17 protein-coding genes are annotated in these 14539 nt (G+C 75.5%); 6 read left to right on the forward strand and 11 right to left on the reverse strand.

Features of this window, described 5'->3' with window-relative positions; translation table 11 throughout:
- The first annotated feature begins 20 nt into the window (after positions 1 to 20).
- A complete protein-coding gene (locus tag ACIBPB_RS18450; RefSeq protein ID WP_396840786.1) occupies positions 21 to 521 on the forward strand; it encodes a metallophosphoesterase family protein in 501 nt (166 codons plus the stop codon).
- Between the two features lies 1 nt (position 522).
- Here ACIBPB_RS18450 and ACIBPB_RS18455 read toward each other — a convergent pair whose 3' ends face one another.
- Positions 523 to 744 carry a DUF3072 domain-containing protein gene (locus ACIBPB_RS18455; protein WP_396840787.1) on the reverse strand — a complete coding sequence of 74 codons (222 nt, stop codon included), beginning with the start codon at positions 742 to 744 and terminating at the stop codon, positions 523 to 525.
- 54 nt (positions 745 to 798) lie between these two features.
- Here ACIBPB_RS18455 and ACIBPB_RS18460 point away from each other — a divergent pair, with 54 nt between their 5' ends.
- Complete coding sequence (locus ACIBPB_RS18460; RefSeq protein WP_396840788.1) at positions 799 to 1785, forward strand: NAD(P)/FAD-dependent oxidoreductase; 987 nt, start codon at positions 799 to 801, stop codon at positions 1783 to 1785.
- 13 nt (positions 1786 to 1798) lie between these two features.
- Here ACIBPB_RS18460 and ACIBPB_RS18465 read toward each other — a convergent pair whose 3' ends face one another.
- The 3 genes from ACIBPB_RS18465 to ACIBPB_RS18475 form a co-directional block, all read right to left on the reverse strand.
- Positions 1799 to 3094 (reverse strand): cation:proton antiporter, encoded by a 1296-nt coding sequence (locus ACIBPB_RS18465; protein ID WP_396840789.1) that lies wholly within the window; start codon positions 3092 to 3094, stop codon positions 1799 to 1801.
- 64 nt (positions 3095 to 3158) lie between these two features.
- Positions 3159 to 3920 (reverse strand): HAD family hydrolase, encoded by a 762-nt coding sequence (locus ACIBPB_RS18470; RefSeq protein WP_396840790.1) that lies wholly within the window; start codon positions 3918 to 3920, stop codon positions 3159 to 3161.
- A gap of 42 nt (positions 3921 to 3962) precedes the next feature.
- Positions 3963 to 6083 (reverse strand): SpoIIE family protein phosphatase, encoded by a 2121-nt coding sequence (locus ACIBPB_RS18475; protein ID WP_396840791.1) that lies wholly within the window; start codon positions 6081 to 6083, stop codon positions 3963 to 3965.
- Between the two features lie 200 nt (positions 6084 to 6283).
- Here ACIBPB_RS18475 and ACIBPB_RS18480 point away from each other — a divergent pair, with 200 nt between their 5' ends.
- Positions 6284 to 7150 carry a hypothetical protein gene (locus ACIBPB_RS18480; protein WP_396840792.1) on the forward strand — a complete coding sequence of 289 codons (867 nt, stop codon included), beginning with the start codon at positions 6284 to 6286 and terminating at the stop codon, positions 7148 to 7150.
- Positions 7151 to 7212: 62 nt separating this feature from the next.
- Here the strand turns inward: ACIBPB_RS18480 and ACIBPB_RS18485 are convergent, their stop codons facing one another.
- Positions 7213 to 7575 (reverse strand): DUF6401 family natural product biosynthesis protein, encoded by a 363-nt coding sequence (locus ACIBPB_RS18485; protein WP_396840793.1) that lies wholly within the window; start codon positions 7573 to 7575, stop codon positions 7213 to 7215.
- A gap of 164 nt (positions 7576 to 7739) precedes the next feature.
- On the opposite strand from ACIBPB_RS18485, the gene ACIBPB_RS18490 reads away from it, so the two are divergent.
- Positions 7740 to 8192 carry a hypothetical protein gene (locus ACIBPB_RS18490; RefSeq protein WP_396840794.1) on the forward strand — a complete coding sequence of 151 codons (453 nt, stop codon included), beginning with the start codon at positions 7740 to 7742 and terminating at the stop codon, positions 8190 to 8192.
- Here the strand turns inward: ACIBPB_RS18490 and ACIBPB_RS18495 are convergent.
- The gene (locus ACIBPB_RS18495; RefSeq protein ID WP_357328106.1) at positions 8189 to 8404 is read right to left on the reverse strand and encodes a hypothetical protein; all 216 of its coding nucleotides are present in this window, start codon (positions 8402 to 8404) and stop codon (positions 8189 to 8191) included. The genes ACIBPB_RS18490 and ACIBPB_RS18495 overlap by 4 nt on opposite strands.
- Positions 8405 to 8577: 173 nt before the next feature.
- Here ACIBPB_RS18495 and ACIBPB_RS18500 point away from each other — a divergent pair, with 173 nt between their 5' ends.
- On the forward strand, positions 8578 to 9906 hold the full coding sequence (locus tag ACIBPB_RS18500) for an MFS transporter (RefSeq protein WP_396840795.1): 1329 nt from the start codon (positions 8578 to 8580) through the stop codon (positions 9904 to 9906).
- Between the two features lie 137 nt (positions 9907 to 10043).
- Here ACIBPB_RS18500 and ACIBPB_RS18505 read toward each other — a convergent pair whose 3' ends face one another.
- The 4 genes from ACIBPB_RS18505 to ACIBPB_RS18520 form a co-directional block, all read right to left on the reverse strand.
- Positions 10044 to 10307, reverse strand: coding sequence for a hypothetical protein (locus ACIBPB_RS18505; protein WP_396840796.1), 264 nt, complete (start codon positions 10305 to 10307; stop codon positions 10044 to 10046).
- A gap of 185 nt (positions 10308 to 10492) precedes the next feature.
- Positions 10493 to 10954: an SRPBCC family protein gene (locus ACIBPB_RS18510; protein WP_396840797.1), complete on the reverse strand. Its 462-nt coding sequence runs from the start codon at positions 10952 to 10954 to the stop codon at positions 10493 to 10495.
- A 54-nt stretch (positions 10955 to 11008) separates the two neighbouring features.
- Positions 11009 to 11425, reverse strand: coding sequence for a DUF2795 domain-containing protein (locus ACIBPB_RS18515; protein WP_046562871.1), 417 nt, complete (start codon positions 11423 to 11425; stop codon positions 11009 to 11011).
- Between the two features lie 85 nt (positions 11426 to 11510).
- A complete protein-coding gene (locus ACIBPB_RS18520) occupies positions 11511 to 12485 on the reverse strand; it encodes a YihY/virulence factor BrkB family protein (protein ID WP_396840798.1) in 975 nt (324 codons plus the stop codon).
- 142 nt (positions 12486 to 12627) lie between these two features.
- Here ACIBPB_RS18520 and ACIBPB_RS18525 point away from each other — a divergent pair, with 142 nt between their 5' ends.
- Complete coding sequence (locus ACIBPB_RS18525) at positions 12628 to 13032, forward strand: ChaB family protein (RefSeq protein WP_046562869.1); 405 nt, start codon at positions 12628 to 12630, stop codon at positions 13030 to 13032.
- Positions 13033 to 13092: 60 nt separating this feature from the next.
- Here the strand turns inward: ACIBPB_RS18525 and ACIBPB_RS18530 are convergent, their stop codons facing one another.
- Positions 13093 to 14526, reverse strand: coding sequence for an aldehyde dehydrogenase family protein (locus ACIBPB_RS18530; protein ID WP_396840799.1), 1434 nt, complete (start codon positions 14524 to 14526; stop codon positions 13093 to 13095).
- Positions 14527 to 14539: the final 13 nt, after the last annotated feature.

The raw sequence follows: 14539 nt of genomic DNA on the forward strand, positions 1-14539 counted from the left end.
CGGTGGGGGAGGATCGGCGGATGGAACTGGTGCTGGTGGCGGACACGCACGTGCCGAAGCGGGCGCGGGACCTGCCCGCGCCGCTCTGGGCGGCGATCGACGCCGCCGACGTGGTGCTGCACGCCGGGGACTGGGTGGACGTGGCGCTGCTCGACGCGATGGCGGCCCGGGCCCGCCGGCTGTTCGGGGTGCACGGCAACAACGACGGACCCGAGTTGCGCGCCCGGCTGCCCGAGGTGGCCCGGGTCGAGCTGGCCGGACTGCGGGTCGCCGTGGTGCACGAGACCGGGCCCAGGACCGGCCGGGAGGCGCGCTGCGCGGCCCGGTTCCCCGACGACGACCTGCTCGTCTTCGGGCACTCGCACATCCCGTGGGACAGCGTGGCCCCCGGCGGGCTACGCCTGCTCAACCCCGGCTCGCCGACCGACCGGCGGGCCCAGCCGTACGCGACCTACCTGACCGCGCGGGTGGCGGCGGGGCGGCTCGACCGGGTCGAGCTGCACCGCCTGCCCCCGCGCTGAGTCAGGTGCCCCGCCCCGTCTCCGCCTGGAGTTCGTCGATGCGCCGGGACGCCTCCGCCTTGGTCAGCCCCTCCGGCACCTCCTCGCCCGCCTCGCGGGCCAGCGTGCCCAGGTACGACTCCTGGGCGGCGGTCGGCGGCTCGTCACCGGTGACCCACTCGTCGGGATCCTTCACGGCGGCGTCCGGGTTGCCACCGGTCCGCGTGTCGTGGCGCTCAGCCATCGTCCTCTCCTCTCCTTCGAACGGGTGTACCACTACCCGGGTGCCGCCGGCTTCATGCCGGCCGGCACATACGATCACCGGGTGACGTCGGGTGTCGTGGTGGTCGGCGCGGGCATCGCCGGCGTGGCGTGCGCCAACGAACTGGTCCGGGCCGGCATCCCGGTCGAGGTCCGGGAACGGGCCCGGGTGACCGGTGGGCGGATGGCCACCAAACGCTTCGCCGGCCGGCCCGCCGACCTGGGCGCCGCCTACCTCACCGTGGACGATCCCGACTTCGCCGCGGTGGTCCGGCGGTGGCAGGCCGCCGGGCTGGTCCGGGAATGGACCGACACCTTCCTGGCGTACGGACCGGACGGGCGGCGCGCGGTGCCCGGGCCGACCCGCTGGGCCGCGCCGCGCGGCCTGCGCTCGCTGGTCGAGCACCTGGCCGGCGACCTCCCGGTGACGCACAACCGGCTCGTCATGACCGTCGAACCGGGCCCGCGCGTGGACGGCCGCCCGGCCGAGGCCGTGGTGCTGGCCATGCCCGGCCCGCAGGCGGCCCTGCTGCTCGACCCGGCCCTCGCCGCGTCGACCCGGGCGGTCGGCACGCAGCGCTGGTCGTCCACGCTGGCCGGGGTGCTGCGCTTCCCGACCCGGCGCTGGCCGCCGTTCCCGGGCGCGTTCGTCAACGACCACCCGGTGCTCGCGCTGGTCTGCGACGACGGCGACCGGCGCGGGGACGGGGCGCCGGTGCTGGTCGCGCACACCACACCGGAGTTCGCCGCCGGTCACCTGCTCCAGCCCACCGCCGCCGGCCCGGCCATCGAGCAGGCGGTCCGGGACCTGCTCGGGCTCCCCGAACCGGCCGAGCTGACCCACGTGCACCGGTGGACCTACGCCAAGCCCGGCGTCGGCGGCGACCGGACCTACCACCTCGACGACGACGGGATCGGCCTGGCCGGGGACGCGTTCGGCCGGCCCCGGGTGCAGAGCGCCTGGCGTTCGGGGCGGGACCTGGGCCGCGCGCTGGCCGCCCGGCTGCACGCCGTACCCGGCTGACCGCCCGCCCCGCTCAGCCGCGGACCCCGCCCAGGGCGGGTTCGTCCGACCGGTCCCGTTCCGCGCTGTCGCGCGTCCGCTCGTCGGCCCGGTCCAGCAGTTGCATCACCGGGGTGGCCGCGATGCCGTGCACCACCACCGAGACCGTCACCACCAGCCCGACCGTGGCCCACACCAGCTCGGCCTGGGGAAACGCGGTCGCGCTGGTCGCGTACGCCAGGTAGTAGAACGAGCCGACGCCGCGGATGCCGAACAGGGCGATCACCCAGTGCTCGGCCGGCCGGCCCGGCGCGCCGCGCAGCGACAGCCAGGCCACCGCCGGCCGGATCACGAAGACCAGGGCCAGCCCGACCAACGCCGCCGGCCAGGTCAGCGGGGCGAGCAGGCCGGAGATCACCGCGCCCCCGAACAGCAGCAGCAACAGCACGGTGAGCAGCCGTTCGATCTGCTCGGCGAAGTCGTGCAGCACCGAGTGGAACTCGTGGGTGCGTTCCGCCGCCCGGATCGCCCGGGCGGCCACGAACACGGCCAGGAAGCCGTACCCGCCGACCACCTCGACCAGCCCGTACGCCAGGAACGTCGCGGCCAGGGCGAGGAAGCCCTCGGCGTGCCGGGCCAACCGGAGCTGGCTCGGCGCCCGGAAGAAGAGCTTGCCCAGCAGCCAGCCGATCAGCAGGCCGCCGCCCACGCCCACGGCGAGCTTCCAGAGCACGTCGACGGTGACCCAGTGGGCCAGCCAGTCCCGCGGGGCGAGGCTGGTGGTGGCGATGGCGATGGCCGCGTACACGAAGGGGAAGGCCAATCCGTCGTTGAGGCCCGCCTCCGAGGTGAGCGCGAAGCGCACCTCGTCCTCGGAGTCCTCCGCGTCGGTCGGCTCGCCGACCTGCACGTCGGAGGCGAGCACCGGGTCGGTCGGGGCGAGCGCGGCGCCGAGCAGCAGCGCCGCCGCCGGCACCAGGCCGGCCCACCACCAGCCCAGCAGCGCCACGGCGGCGATGCACACCGGCATGGCGATGGCCAGCAGCCGCCAGGTCGACGACCAGCAGGCCCAGCTCAGCGGCCGGTCGATCTTCAGGCCGGCGCCCATCAGCGCCACGATCACGCCGACCTCGGTCAGGTGGGTGGTGAGTTCCGGCCAGCGCAGCGGGTCGGGGTCGGGCAGCCCGGTGGGGAGCAGGAAGACCAGCATGCCCAGCCCGAGGAAGGCGATCGGCATGGACAGCGGCCGGCGTTCCAGCAGGCGCGGCAGGATCCCCGCCAACAACGCCCCGACGCCGAGCAGCGCGAACGCGACATCCACCGGTTCCACGGCACCACCCTTCCGCCGCCCGCGGACCGGGCAGGTGGTCCCCTGTGCCCCGTGACGGAACCCGCTATGCCTCGGTGTCCGTCTTCTCCCCAGTGGGACCGGTCACCGTGTCACCGGCCCGGCGCGGCGCGCGTACCGACCGCGACGGATCGGTGAGGGCGGCGATCGCGCTCTCCGCGAGACCGTCCAGCAGGCCGGCCGGGTCGTCGTAGACCGCCACCGCGCCCGAGCCGGCCAGCTCGCCCCGGCTGGTACCGCCGCAGGTGAGGCCGATGCAGGGCACGTCCAGCTTGCCGGCGGCGGCCACGTCCCAGACCGAGTCGCCGACGAACACCACCCGCTCGGCGGTCAGCCCCGACTGGGCCAGCGCCGCCTCCAGGATGTCCGGTGCCGGCTTGCTCTCCGCCGCGTCCGCCGAGGAGGTGACCGTGTCGATCACGTCGTCGGCGGCGAGCGCGGCGCGCAGGGCGGCCACCTCGTGCTCGGCCGCGGAGGTGGCCAGCACCACCCGCAGCCCGCGTGCGGCGCAGGCGCGCAGCAGGTCCGCCGCCCGGGGCAGCGGTGCCAGCCGCTCCCAGTACTCGGCGTAGAGGGCGTCGTGCGCGTCGCGCAGCTTGCCGTCGCCGGCCCGGTCCCGCTCGGGGCCGAGCAGATGGTCCAGGAGCTTGTCCGAGCCCATCCCGATGGCCCGGTGGATCCGGGCCATCGGCACCTGGTGGTCGCCCTGACGCAGCGCCTCCCACCAGCTCACGGTGTGCAGGTAGGTGCTGTCGACCAGGGTGCCGTCCACGTCGAAGAGGACGCCGCAGCGGTTGTCGGTGGCCATGGCACCCCTCCTACCCGGCCGGGCCGGTGCCGACGCGCCCTTTCACCGGCCGGGAATGAGGATCTCGAACCAGACGGTGGAACCGCGCACGGTGGGATCCGTGCCCCAGGCGTCGCTCAGCTCCTCGATCAGGCCGAGGCCCCGACCGCGGCTGCTCAGCGTGTCGGTCTGCGCCCGGGTGACCTGCCCGCGGGTGCCCGAGTCCGCCACCGAGACCAGCAACCGCTCCGCGCTCAGGTCGATCTCCACCCGGGCGGCCGTGCCGGCGTGCAGCAGCGCGTTGGTGGTCAGCTCGCTGGTGCAGAGCACCGCCGCGCCGATCACCCCCTCGGGCACCTGCCACTCGGTGAGCTGGGCGGTCAGCCAGTGCCGCACCCGGCTCGGCGCGGTCGGCTCGGCCGGCACCCGCATTCCGGCCGAGCGGCTGGGGCGTACCGCGTGCTCGACCGCGAGCACCGCCACGTCGTCCTCGGTGGCGCCCGGCACGGCCGCGGTGGCCACCGCGCAGAGCGCCCGCGGGTCGCCGCTGGTCGCCGCGGTCACCGCCGCGCCGAGCCCGCTCAGGCCGGCGGTCAGATCCTGCCAGCGGCGCTCGACCACGCCGTCGCTGAACAGCAGCAGGGTGTCGCCCGGGTGGAACGGCACGGTGGCGGTCGGCGGCCGGTGGCCCAGGCCGAGCGGCGGGCCGGGCGGGACGTCGACGTACTCGGCGTAGGGGGTGCCGTGGGCCGGGGCGCGGCGGATCAGTGGGGCCGGGTGGCCGGCGCTGGCCAGCGTGATCCGCTGCCGCTCGGCCTCGATCACCCCGAACACCACGGTGACGAAGAGCTCCTGCGTCCCACCCTCCAGGCCGAGGCTGGCGACCAGCCGGTCCAGCCCGGCGAGCACCGCGTCCGGGCGCGGGTCGGCCAGCGCCAGCGCGCGCAGCGCGGCCCGTACCTGGCCCATCCGGGCGGCGGCCTGCACGTCGTGCCCGGCCACGTCGCCGAGGACAACCCCCAGCGCCCCGCTGGGCAGCACGAACGCGTCGTAGAAGTCGCCACCGGCGGCGTTGCCGTCCACGCCCGGGTCGTACCGGGCGGCGATGCGCAGCCGGGACAGGTTGGGCAGCCGCTCGGGAAGCATGCTGCGTTGCAGCAGCTGGGCGGTGCCGTGCTGGGTCTCGAACCGGCGGGCCCGCTCGGCCGCCTGACCGACCAGCTCGGCGGCGGCGGCCAACAGCGCCCGCTCGGCCGGCGACCACGGATGCGCGGTCTGGTAGCCGACGGTCAGCGCGCCCCGGATCACCGCGGAGCGCAGCGGCAGCGAGGCGAGCGCGCGGATCTTCTCGTCGTGCCGGTCCGCGGCGGTGTCCCGCAGCGGCTGCCCGTCGCCGGTGAAGGAGGGCACCCCCGAGCGGGCGGTCACCCCGACCGGGATGGGGGAGTCGGCCGCGATCCGCCGCCACAGCGGCGGCAGCCGCTCGTCGGCCTCGTCGAGCAGCTCGCCCCGCACCCGGCGGACCAGCCGCCAGGCCGTCCCCTCGTCGACCAGGACGGAGACCCGGTCGGCGTCGAACGAGTGCAGGAAGTAGCGCAGCGTGACCCGGGCGACGTCGTCCAGAGTGAGCGTGCCGGAGAGCGCGGCGGCGAAGTCGCTCAGGCTCTGCAACTGCTGCGTCAGCTGGGTGGTCTGCGCGGCCACGCTGAGCACGCCGATGACCGTGCCGGTGCTGTCCCGGACCGGCGAGTAGCCCCGGGTGAAGACCGCCGCCTCGGCCCCGCCGGGCCGCCGGTCGGCCGGGAGCACCGCCTCGTGTTCCAGGAACGGCTCCGCCCGCCGGTACGCCCGCTCCAGCATCTCCCCGGCGCCCGGCTCGTGCCAGACCTCCGCGAACACCTCCGCGGCCGGCCGCCCCAGCGCCTGCGGATGCCGGGGGCCGATCAGCTCCGCGTAGCCGTCGTTGTAGAGCAGGCTCAGCTCGTCGCCGTGGAGCAGGGCCATCGGCACGGGCGAGGTGAGCACCAGGTCGACCACGGCGCGCAGGGCCGGGTCCCACCCCTCGGGCGCGCCGAGGACGCCGGCCCACGGGTGGCCGGCCCCGGTGGTGGCGCCGCCCGGGTTCGTAGGCCCTCCGGCGGCGGGGGCCGACGGCGTGGGAACCCGTCCGACGGTGCCTGGCATGCCCGCAGCCTATCCGGAGGGTGGCGCGCAGGTTGCCATCGCGTGACCCGCGGCCCGGCCGGCACCGGCGGACCGGGGCGTCCGGGCAGGTCAGGGTCGGTTCGGCGGGGCATGTCGGGAAATTGCCGGGGTCCGTCTCGGCGTGCGGTCGATAGCAAGGGGTATGCGGGCGTCGCAGTTCACGCGACAGGAGGGACATCATGCCGAAAACCCTCGCGGTCGGGCAGGCCGACATTGGTGACGCCCTGACCGACTTCTGGAGGTCGGTGCTGCTCTTCATCCCGAGGGCCATCGCGTTCATCGTGATCCTCGTGGTGGGTTGGCTCATCGCCCGAGCCGTCCTCAAGATCGTGGATGCGGCACTGGAACGGGTCGGATTCGACCGTGCCGTCGAACGCGGCGGCATCAAACGCGCGCTCGAACGCACCAAGTACGACGCGAGCGACATCCTGGCCAAACTCGCCTACTACGCGGTCCTGCTGTTCACCCTGCAGTTCGCCTTCGGGGTGTGGGGACCGAACGCGATCAGCGACCTGATCCGCGGGGTGGTCTCGTGGTTGCCACGGGCGTTCGTGGCGATCGTCATCGTGGTCATCGCCGCCGCCATCGCCAACGCCGTCCGGGAACTGGTTTCCGGCGCGCTGGGCGGGCTCTCCTACGGGCGGGTGCTGGCCGACCTCACGGCGATCTTCATCCTGGCGCTCGGTGTGATCGCGGCGCTGAACCAGGTTGGTATCGCCACCACCGTCACCACTCCGGTGCTGATCGCGGTGCTCGCCACGGTGGCCGGCATCCTGGTGGTGGGCGTCGGCGGTGGTCTGGTGAAGCCGATGCAGGCGCGCTGGGACCACTGGCTCGACCGGGCCGCCGCGGAGTCCCGGGCGTTCCGGGAGCAGCGCCAGGGTCAGGGCGCCGGCCGCAGCGACTACGAGCGGCAGATGGCCGACCGGGGCGGACAGCCCGCACCGGCCACGCCCCAGTCCTCGATGTCCGGCAGCGGGCAGGGGGCGTACCGCTCCGGCGGGATGGGCGACGAGACCCAGCAGTTCCGCCGACCGAACGGCTGAGGCCGGACAGGGCGACGGGGAGGGTGTCCGCGGGGCGATCGCGGGCACCCTTCGCCGTGTCCTCAGGCCAGGTCGCGGGGGTCCAGCGAGCGGGCCAGCAGGCAGACCGCGAGCAGCCGGGTGAGCGCCCAGTCGGGCTGGGCCCAGTCGACCGGCCCGGCCGGCGGCTGCCACCCGTGCTCCAGCGCGGCGGCCCGGACGCCCTCGGCGTACCCGGCGAGCGCGGCCACGGTCAGCGGCCGGTGGTCGCCGTGCAGGCTGTCCCGGACGCTCGCGGCGTGCTGGTCGACCGCGGCGAGCAGACCCGGCTCGGCGGCGGCCGCGGCCAGCCCGGGGGTGCCGACGGCGGCGGTGAGGGTGGCGAGGCTGGCTCGCGCGGAGAGTGCCGCGGAGGGGGTCTCGACCCGGTGGTTGGGCGCGCGCATGGTGACCGAGGCTAGTCCCGCGCCGACCGGGGCGGCCTCGGCCGACCGGACGATGCCCGGGTCGTCCGGGCGCCACCGGGCGGTGGCCAGCGGGATTGAGCCGGTCGTCAGGGGGCAGAAGGAAACCGCGCGAACCGGCGCAACCGACGTCGCGGAGGAACGGAATGGGACAGCAGCCGGACGACGGACCGGACCCGGCGCACCGCCGGCCCGCCGGCGTGAATGACGTCACGGTCGAGGCGCTCGGGAAGCTGAGCGAGGCGCTGGAGACCGTGGAGCGGGCCCGCGGCCACCTGTACTCGCTGCACCAGCTGATCGGCCACGCCGACCTGATGCTCGACGACGCGGTGGCGCTGTTCCGCGCGGCCGGCCGGCAGGCCATCGCCGACCGGATCGAGCGGGAGCTGCTGGGCCGCAACGTCATCGCCGGCCGGTGGACCTTCCAGATCGTCGAGGACTTCGACGACGGGTACTACGCGCTCTTCCGCGAGCTGGACCGGCACGCCCGGGACACCCTGGTCGGGGGCCGCCGGCACCTGTTCGAGGCGGAGCTGAAGGAACGGCGCCGCACCCCGGGACGCCCGGGGCACGAGGCGGGGCCGGGGGCCGAGGGCTAGTCGGAGGAGCCGGCCTGGGCCCCGGCCTGGCGGCGGGCCGTGTCGTCGGCGATGATCACCGTGGCGATCATGAGCGCCACCACGAGGCTGAACAGCCAGGAGCTGTCCTCGACCAGCTTGGCGGCGACCGGCGCCTGGACGGCGGCGAGCAGGAAGCCGAGCCAGGCCAGGCGGCGGTGACGGGAGCTGAGGAAACCGGAGCCCTGTTGCATCCCGAAAGTCTTACGCGGCGCCGGGGCATCGCCGTCACCCGTTCGGCCGATTCTGGATGGGCTGTCCGTTAATCCGGCCGTCCGTATCGCGGTTTTTGTCCGTACGGTGGAGCCGGTCGAGCGATCCCGCCGGGCCTCCGCGCCGCGCCCGCGGTACGGCAGGATGGGGAACCGTGTCCCGCACCCCCGCCGCGCCCCGGGCCTCCCTGCTCCTCCTCGCCTACCTGGCCTTCGTCAGTCTCGGCCTGCCCGACGGGTTGATCGGCGTCGGCTGGCCGTCGATCCGCGTCGACCTGGGCGTGCCCACCGAGGCGGTCGGCGTGGTGCTCACCGCCGGCACGGTGGCCTACCTGACCTCCAGCGTGCTGGCCGGGTTCACCCTGGCCCGGCTCGGGGTCGGCTGGCTGCTGGCCGGCAGCACCCTGCTCGCCGCCGTGGCGCTCACCGGGTACGCGCTGAGCCCGGCGCTGGCCGTACTGGTCGGCTTCGCGCTGGTGCTCGGGATCGGCTCCGGCGCGATCGACTCCGGCCTCAACGCGTACGCGGCCGGCGCATTCGGCCCCCGGCACATGAACTGGATGCACGCCTTCTTCGGACTCGGGGTGGCGCTCGGACCGCTGATCATGACCGGGGTGCTCGGCGCCGGCCTGAGCTGGCGCTGGGGGTACGCCGCGGTCGCCACCGCCCAACTCGCCCTGGCCACCGCGTTCGCGCTCAGCGTGCGGGCCTGGCGGGACCGGGGCGGCGATCTCACCGGCCGGGACGCGCCGCCGGCCGGCCCGGTCGAGGCGGCCGGGACGGCCGGCACGCCGGCCGCCGGGCACCTCGTCCCAGACGGGCGGGACGAGCCGGCCGGCACGGCGGGCGGGCTGGTCACCCTGGCCGCCGACCAGGACGGCGCCGAGCCGGCCCCGCGGCCCACCCCGATCCGGGAGACGCTGCGCCTGCCGGCCGTCTGGCTCGGCGGGGCCGCCTTCGCCGTCTACGTGGCGATCGAGGTGACCACCGGGCTCTGGGCGTACCTGCTGCTCACCGAGGGGCGCGGGGTGGCCGGTCCGGTCGCCGGGCTCTGCGTCTCCGGCTACTGGGGGAGTCTCTTCCTCGGCCGGGTGGTGCAGGGCCTCGTCGCGGAGCGGCTGGGCACCGCCGGGGTGCTGCGCGGCAGCCTGCTCGGCCTGGTCGGCGGAACGCTGCTGATCGCCCTGCCGGCCCCCGCCTGGGTGACCGTGGCCGGCCTGGTGGTGGTCGGCTTCGCCGCCGCGCCGGTCTTCCCGCTGCTCACCCTCAGCACGGCGGAACGGGTCGGCCCGGCCCACGCGGACCGGACCATCGGACTGCAGGTGGGCGCGGCGGGGGTGGGCGCCGCGTTGGTGCCCGCGGGCGTCGGGGTGCTGCTCGCGCGTACCTCGGTGGTGCTGCTCGGCTCGACGCTGGTGCTGCTCGCGGTGGCCCTGCTCGCCCTGCACGTCGTCGCCACCCGGCGGGCCGCGCCGGCCGCCTGAGGGCCGCGCCGGCCGCCTGAGGGCCGCGCCGGCCGCCTGAGGGCCGCGCCGGCCACCTGAGGGCCGCGCCGGCCACCTGAGGGCCGCGCCGCCCGCCTGAGGGCCGCTCCGGGCGCCCGCGGCGCCCGGAGCCCGGGTCAGATGTTGTCCGGGCCGGTACGGCCGGTGGTCGACGGGCGGTACGCCCGGTCCGCGTCGGTCATCTCCCGCCGCTCGGCCTCCGGTCCGGCGCCCCGGTCCACCGCCTCCGGCCCGTGCCCGAACGTGGCCTCCTCGCCGGCGTCGTTGCCGGTGGCGTCGTCGGCCTGCCCGTCGAGGGTCGACCGGGCGATCGCGCGGTCCAGCTCGTGCAGGGGGGTCCGTTCCTCGTCGCGCCACACGTGGCGGTCGTTGTCGGTCATTCCCCTGCGGTACCCGGGCCGGATGATCGCAAACGGCCGCCGGGCGGCGGCCCGGGACGGCCGCCGGGCGGTTGGCCCGGAACGGCCGGCGGCCCGGGACGGCCGGCGTTCCCGGCGGTGGCCGGGAACGGCGATGGCCGCCGGGAACGCCGGCGGCCATCGGGTGTCGGGTGTACCGGGGGAGGTCAGGGGGTGGGCCGGTCGACCGTGCCGCGCCAGGCGCCGGTCTCCTGGCCCCGCCGCTCGATGAACTGCTTGAACCGGGTCAGGTCGCCCTTCGTGCGGCGGTCGACCACGCCGAGCTTCTCGCCGGCCTTCTCGACCACGCCGTGCGGCTCGAACTCCATCTGCAGGGTGACCCGGGTGTGCCCCTCGTCGAGGCGGTGGAAGGTCACCACGCCGGCCTGGTCGGTGCCGCCGGTGGAGCGCCAGGCCACCCGCTCGTCGGGCAGCTGCTCGGTGATCTCGGCGTCGAACTCGCGCTTCACCCCGGCGATCTCCACCGTCCAGTGGGTCATCGTGTCGGAGAGCTGCCGGACCTCCTGGACGCCCTCCATGAAGTGCGGGAACTCCTCGAACTGCGTCCACTGGTCATAGGCGGTGCGGATCGGGACGGCCACGTCCACGTGTTCCATAACGCCACTCATGCTGGGTCCTCCTGTTCCGCGGTGCGGGCGCGCGGCCGGTGGGCCGCGCCCCGGTCACCAGCGCGTCGTCTCGTTCTTGTGCCCCAGCGCCGCCCAGACCTCCGAGACGGTCTGGTAGCGGGTGCCCTCGGGCAGGCCTTCCAGCGCCGCCACGATGTCCGCGGGCGCCTGGTTCTCCCGCGCGTTGGCCACCAGCGCCGCCCGGTCGCCCGGCAGGGCGGTCATGGTGATGAAGCGGCCCAGGCGGCTGCGCGCCTCCACGTCCTGGGAGCTCATCCCCTGCGGGGCGCCGCTGCGCAGCTCGCCCGCCGGGGCCGTGGTGGCCTCCGGCTGATCCTCCCCGGCCGGTTCCGGCACGCGGAACTCGTCGACCCGGGAGCCTCCGGTGCCCGGCCCCTGGACGAGGCCGTTCACCTCGCTGCTCATCTGCTCGTCGACCCTGGGTGAGTGCTTGCTGCTGGCACGTTCCATGCCCACAGACATGCCCGAGGGGGCCGCCGGTAAACCGGGGCCGGCCGGTTGATCCGGGCAACTCGTCACGAACCTCCCAGGCCGGTCAGGACTCGGCCGGGGCGCGCGGCGGCAGCACCGGCTCGCCCGGGTCCCCGGCGCCGGCCTGCATCACCCGGCCACGCTGGAGCTCCGCGTTGACCTGCACGCCGAGCATCAGCGCGCAGTTGGACAGGTAGAGCCAGACCAGGAAGGCGATCACCGCGCCGAGGCTGCCGTAGGTGACGTCGTACGAGCCGAAGTTGGCCACGTAGAGGCCGAAGCCGAACGAGGCGAGGACCCAGGCCAGCAGGGCCAGCGCGCCGCCCGGGGTGAGCCAGCGGAACCGGGGCTGGCGGACGTTCGGGGCGATCCAGAACAGCAGCGACAGCAGGGTCATCGCCACCAGGGCGAGCAGCGGCCACTTCGCCACCGTCCACGCCGTCCGGGTCAGCCCGCCGGCGTGCAGCCGGTCGCCCACGAAGTCGGTGACCGGACCGCTCACGATCAGCCCCAGGGCCACCACCGCGAGCAGCACCAGCGACACCCCGGCGAGGCCGACCTGCACCGGGCGCAGCCGGTAGAACGGGCGCCCCTCCTCGACCCCGTAGATCGCGTTGGAGGCCCGCGTGAACGCGCCGATGAAGCCCGACGCGGACCAGAGCGCGCCGAGCAGACCGAAGCTCAGCAACACCTTCGCCGGCCCCTGCTGCTCCACCACGTTGCGCACCACGGTGACGAAGGCCTCGTTGCCGACCACCGAGCCGGCGCCGATCTCCCGGGCCAGGTCGATCACCGTGTCCACGGTGCGCGGCCCGTCGGAGACCAGCCCCACCAGGGCGACCACCACGATGGTCGAGGGAAAGAGCGCCAGCACCCCGTAGTAGGTGAGCGCGGCGGCCCAGTCGGCGCAGTTGTCCTTGACGAAGTTGCGTCCCGCGCGGACCAGCACGCCGCGCCAGGTGACCCAGCTCAACTGGCGCATCCGCCGGGGGAGCCGGGCCCGCTGCCGGCCGCCGGTCGCCGCATCCGTCGCCGTCATGACGCCTCCTCCGACCCGCCGGGCGCACCACCGATGGGTGGCCCGGGCGGTACCCGGTGGGGGAAGCCGACAAACCGGTGCGGTTTGCCGGGCCCCGGGGCGGGCATTCATCGGGGATCCCACGGAGACGGAGGAGGACGAGATGCCCGGGCGCGAGGTACTGCCCAGCACGCTGCGGCGCTCCCCGGCGAAGGCGCAGCGGACCTGGGAGAAGACGCACGATTCGGCGGTCGAGACGTACGGCGAGGGGGAGCGGGCACACCGCACCGCGTTCGCCGCCGTCAAGCACGAGTTCGAGAAGGTCGGCGACCACTGGGAGCCCAAGGGACGCAAGGGCCCCAGCGACCGGCAGGCGGCCGGCGGCGGACCCGCCCGGCGGGCGCCCACGGCCGGCGGGGTGGACGCCAACGCCACCAAGGACCACCTCATGGAGGTGGCGAAGAAGCTCGACGTGCCGGGCCGGTCCCGGATGACCAAGCCGGAGCTGGTCAAGGCGATCGAGAAGGCCAACAACAACGCCACCCGCAAGGCGCGCGGCGGCCGCTGACCAGCCGCCGACGACACCGGAGCCCGGGACCGCGCAGGTCCCGGGCTCCCGTCGGGCCGGTCACCAGTGACCGCCGCCCGGCGCCTCGATGTGCACGGCCTTCACCGTGCTGAACTCGTCGAGCAGTTCCGGGCCGTACCCGAAGCCCTGGCCGCTGCCGCGGCGCGGCTGCGCGGCGCCGCCCGGCGCCCCGCCGAACACCGCGTTGATCTTCACGGTGCCGACCGGCAGCTCCCGCCAGGCCCGGTGGGCGTGGCTCATCGAGCCGGTCAGTACGGTCGCGGCCAGCCCGTACGGCGAGTCGGCGGCGCAGCGCAGCCCCTCGCTGAACGAGTCGACCACGACGACCGGGGCGACCGGACCGAAGGTCTCCTCCCGGACCAGGGCCATCTCGTGGCGGCAGTCCGCGACGACGGTCGCCGGGTAGAACGCCCCCGGCCCGTCCGGGATGCGCCCGCCGGTGCGGATCCGGGCCCCCTCGGCGACCGCGGCGGTGACCTGCCCGTGCACGTGGTCCCGGTGCCGCCGGTCGACCAGCGGCCCGAGCTGCGTGCCGGCCTCCCGGCCCGGCCCCGTGACCAGCGCCTCGGCCCGCTCGACCAGGGCGTCGACGAAGTCCTCGGCGAGGTCCCGGTGCACGTAGACGCGTTCCACCGCGACGCAGATCTGCCCGGCGTTGGCGAAGCAGCCCAGCGCGGCCTGCTCCGCCGCCCAGACCGGGTCGACGCCGGCGTCGATCACCAGGGGGTCGCTGCCGCCATTCTCCAGCAGCACCTTCGCCCCGGTCCGGGCGCCGGCCGCCGCGATGGCCCGACCGGTGGCGGTGGAACCCACGTGGGCCACCACGTCGACCTCCTGGGCGGCCAGCGCCGCCCCCACCTCGGCCCCGCCGGTGAGCAGCGAGAGCACCCCGGCCGGCAGCGCGGAGTCCAGCGCCCTGGCCAGCAGCCAGCCGGTGGCCGGCGTCCGCTCGCTCGGCTTGTGCAGCACCACGTTGCCGGTGACCAGCGCCGCGCCGAGCAGTCCGCAGGAGACCGCCACCGGGTCGTTCCATGGGGTGATCGCGGCGACCACGCCGCGCGGCTCGGGGGCCATGAAGTCCAGCGCCGAGCCGGCGCCGTGCAGGGTGCGGCCGCCGCGCACCGGGCCCAGCTCGGCGTACTGCCGCAGGGTGCCGATGCCGGCCGCCACCCCGCCGCGGGCGTCGTCCAGCGGCTTGCCCATCTCCGCCGTGGTCGCCTGGGCCAGTTCCTCGGCCGCGGCCTGCACCGCGTCGGCGGCCCGGTGCAGCGCCGCCGCCCGCTCGGCCGGCGCGGTCGCCGCCCACTCCGCCGCCGCGCCCCGCGCCGCCTCCACCGCCTTGGCCACCTCGTCGTCCGTCGCCACGGGCACGGTGCTCACCGGGGAACCGTCCGCCGGGTCGTGTACGACCAGCTCGCCTCCCGTGCCACCCGCGCCCCACACTCCACCTATGAGCTGCGCAACCGTGTACATGCGGCAGTGGATG

The sequence above is a fragment of the Micromonospora sp. NPDC049836 genome (genome assembly GCF_044465125.1).
Taxonomy (GTDB): domain Bacteria; phylum Actinomycetota; class Actinomycetes; order Mycobacteriales; family Micromonosporaceae; genus Micromonospora.

Bases quoted from the DNA above. Each gene is read 5' to 3' on its own strand.
- ACIBPB_RS18450 (WP_396840786.1), top strand. From the start codon at position 21: ATGGAACTGGTGCTGGTGGCGGACACGCACGTGCCGAAGCGGGCGCGG.
- ACIBPB_RS18455 (WP_396840787.1), bottom strand. From the start codon at position 744: ATGGCTGAGCGCCACGACACGCGGACCGGTGGCAACCCGGACGCCGCC.
- ACIBPB_RS18460 (WP_396840788.1), top strand. From the start codon at position 799: ATGCCGGCCGGCACATACGATCACCGGGTGACGTCGGGTGTCGTGGTG.
- ACIBPB_RS18470 (WP_396840790.1), bottom strand. From the start codon at position 3,920: ATGGCCACCGACAACCGCTGCGGCGTCCTCTTCGACGTGGACGGCACC.
- ACIBPB_RS18475 (WP_396840791.1), bottom strand. From the start codon at position 6,083: ATGCCAGGCACCGTCGGACGGGTTCCCACGCCGTCGGCCCCCGCCGCC.
- ACIBPB_RS18480 (WP_396840792.1), top strand. From the start codon at position 6,284: ATGCCGAAAACCCTCGCGGTCGGGCAGGCCGACATTGGTGACGCCCTG.
- ACIBPB_RS18485 (WP_396840793.1), bottom strand. From the start codon at position 7,575: ATGCGCGCGCCCAACCACCGGGTCGAGACCCCCTCCGCGGCACTCTCC.
- ACIBPB_RS18490 (WP_396840794.1), top strand. From the start codon at position 7,740: ATGGGACAGCAGCCGGACGACGGACCGGACCCGGCGCACCGCCGGCCC.
- ACIBPB_RS18495 (WP_357328106.1), bottom strand. From the start codon at position 8,404: ATGCAACAGGGCTCCGGTTTCCTCAGCTCCCGTCACCGCCGCCTGGCC.
- ACIBPB_RS18505 (WP_396840796.1), bottom strand. From the start codon at position 10,307: ATGACCGACAACGACCGCCACGTGTGGCGCGACGAGGAACGGACCCCC.
- ACIBPB_RS18510 (WP_396840797.1), bottom strand. From the start codon at position 10,954: ATGAGTGGCGTTATGGAACACGTGGACGTGGCCGTCCCGATCCGCACC.
- ACIBPB_RS18515 (WP_046562871.1), bottom strand. From the start codon at position 11,425: ATGGAACGTGCCAGCAGCAAGCACTCACCCAGGGTCGACGAGCAGATG.
- ACIBPB_RS18520 (WP_396840798.1), bottom strand. From the start codon at position 12,485: ATGACGGCGACGGATGCGGCGACCGGCGGCCGGCAGCGGGCCCGGCTC.
- ACIBPB_RS18525 (WP_046562869.1), top strand. From the start codon at position 12,628: ATGCCCGGGCGCGAGGTACTGCCCAGCACGCTGCGGCGCTCCCCGGCG.
- ACIBPB_RS18530 (WP_396840799.1), bottom strand. From the start codon at position 14,526: ATGTACACGGTTGCGCAGCTCATAGGTGGAGTGTGGGGCGCGGGTGGC.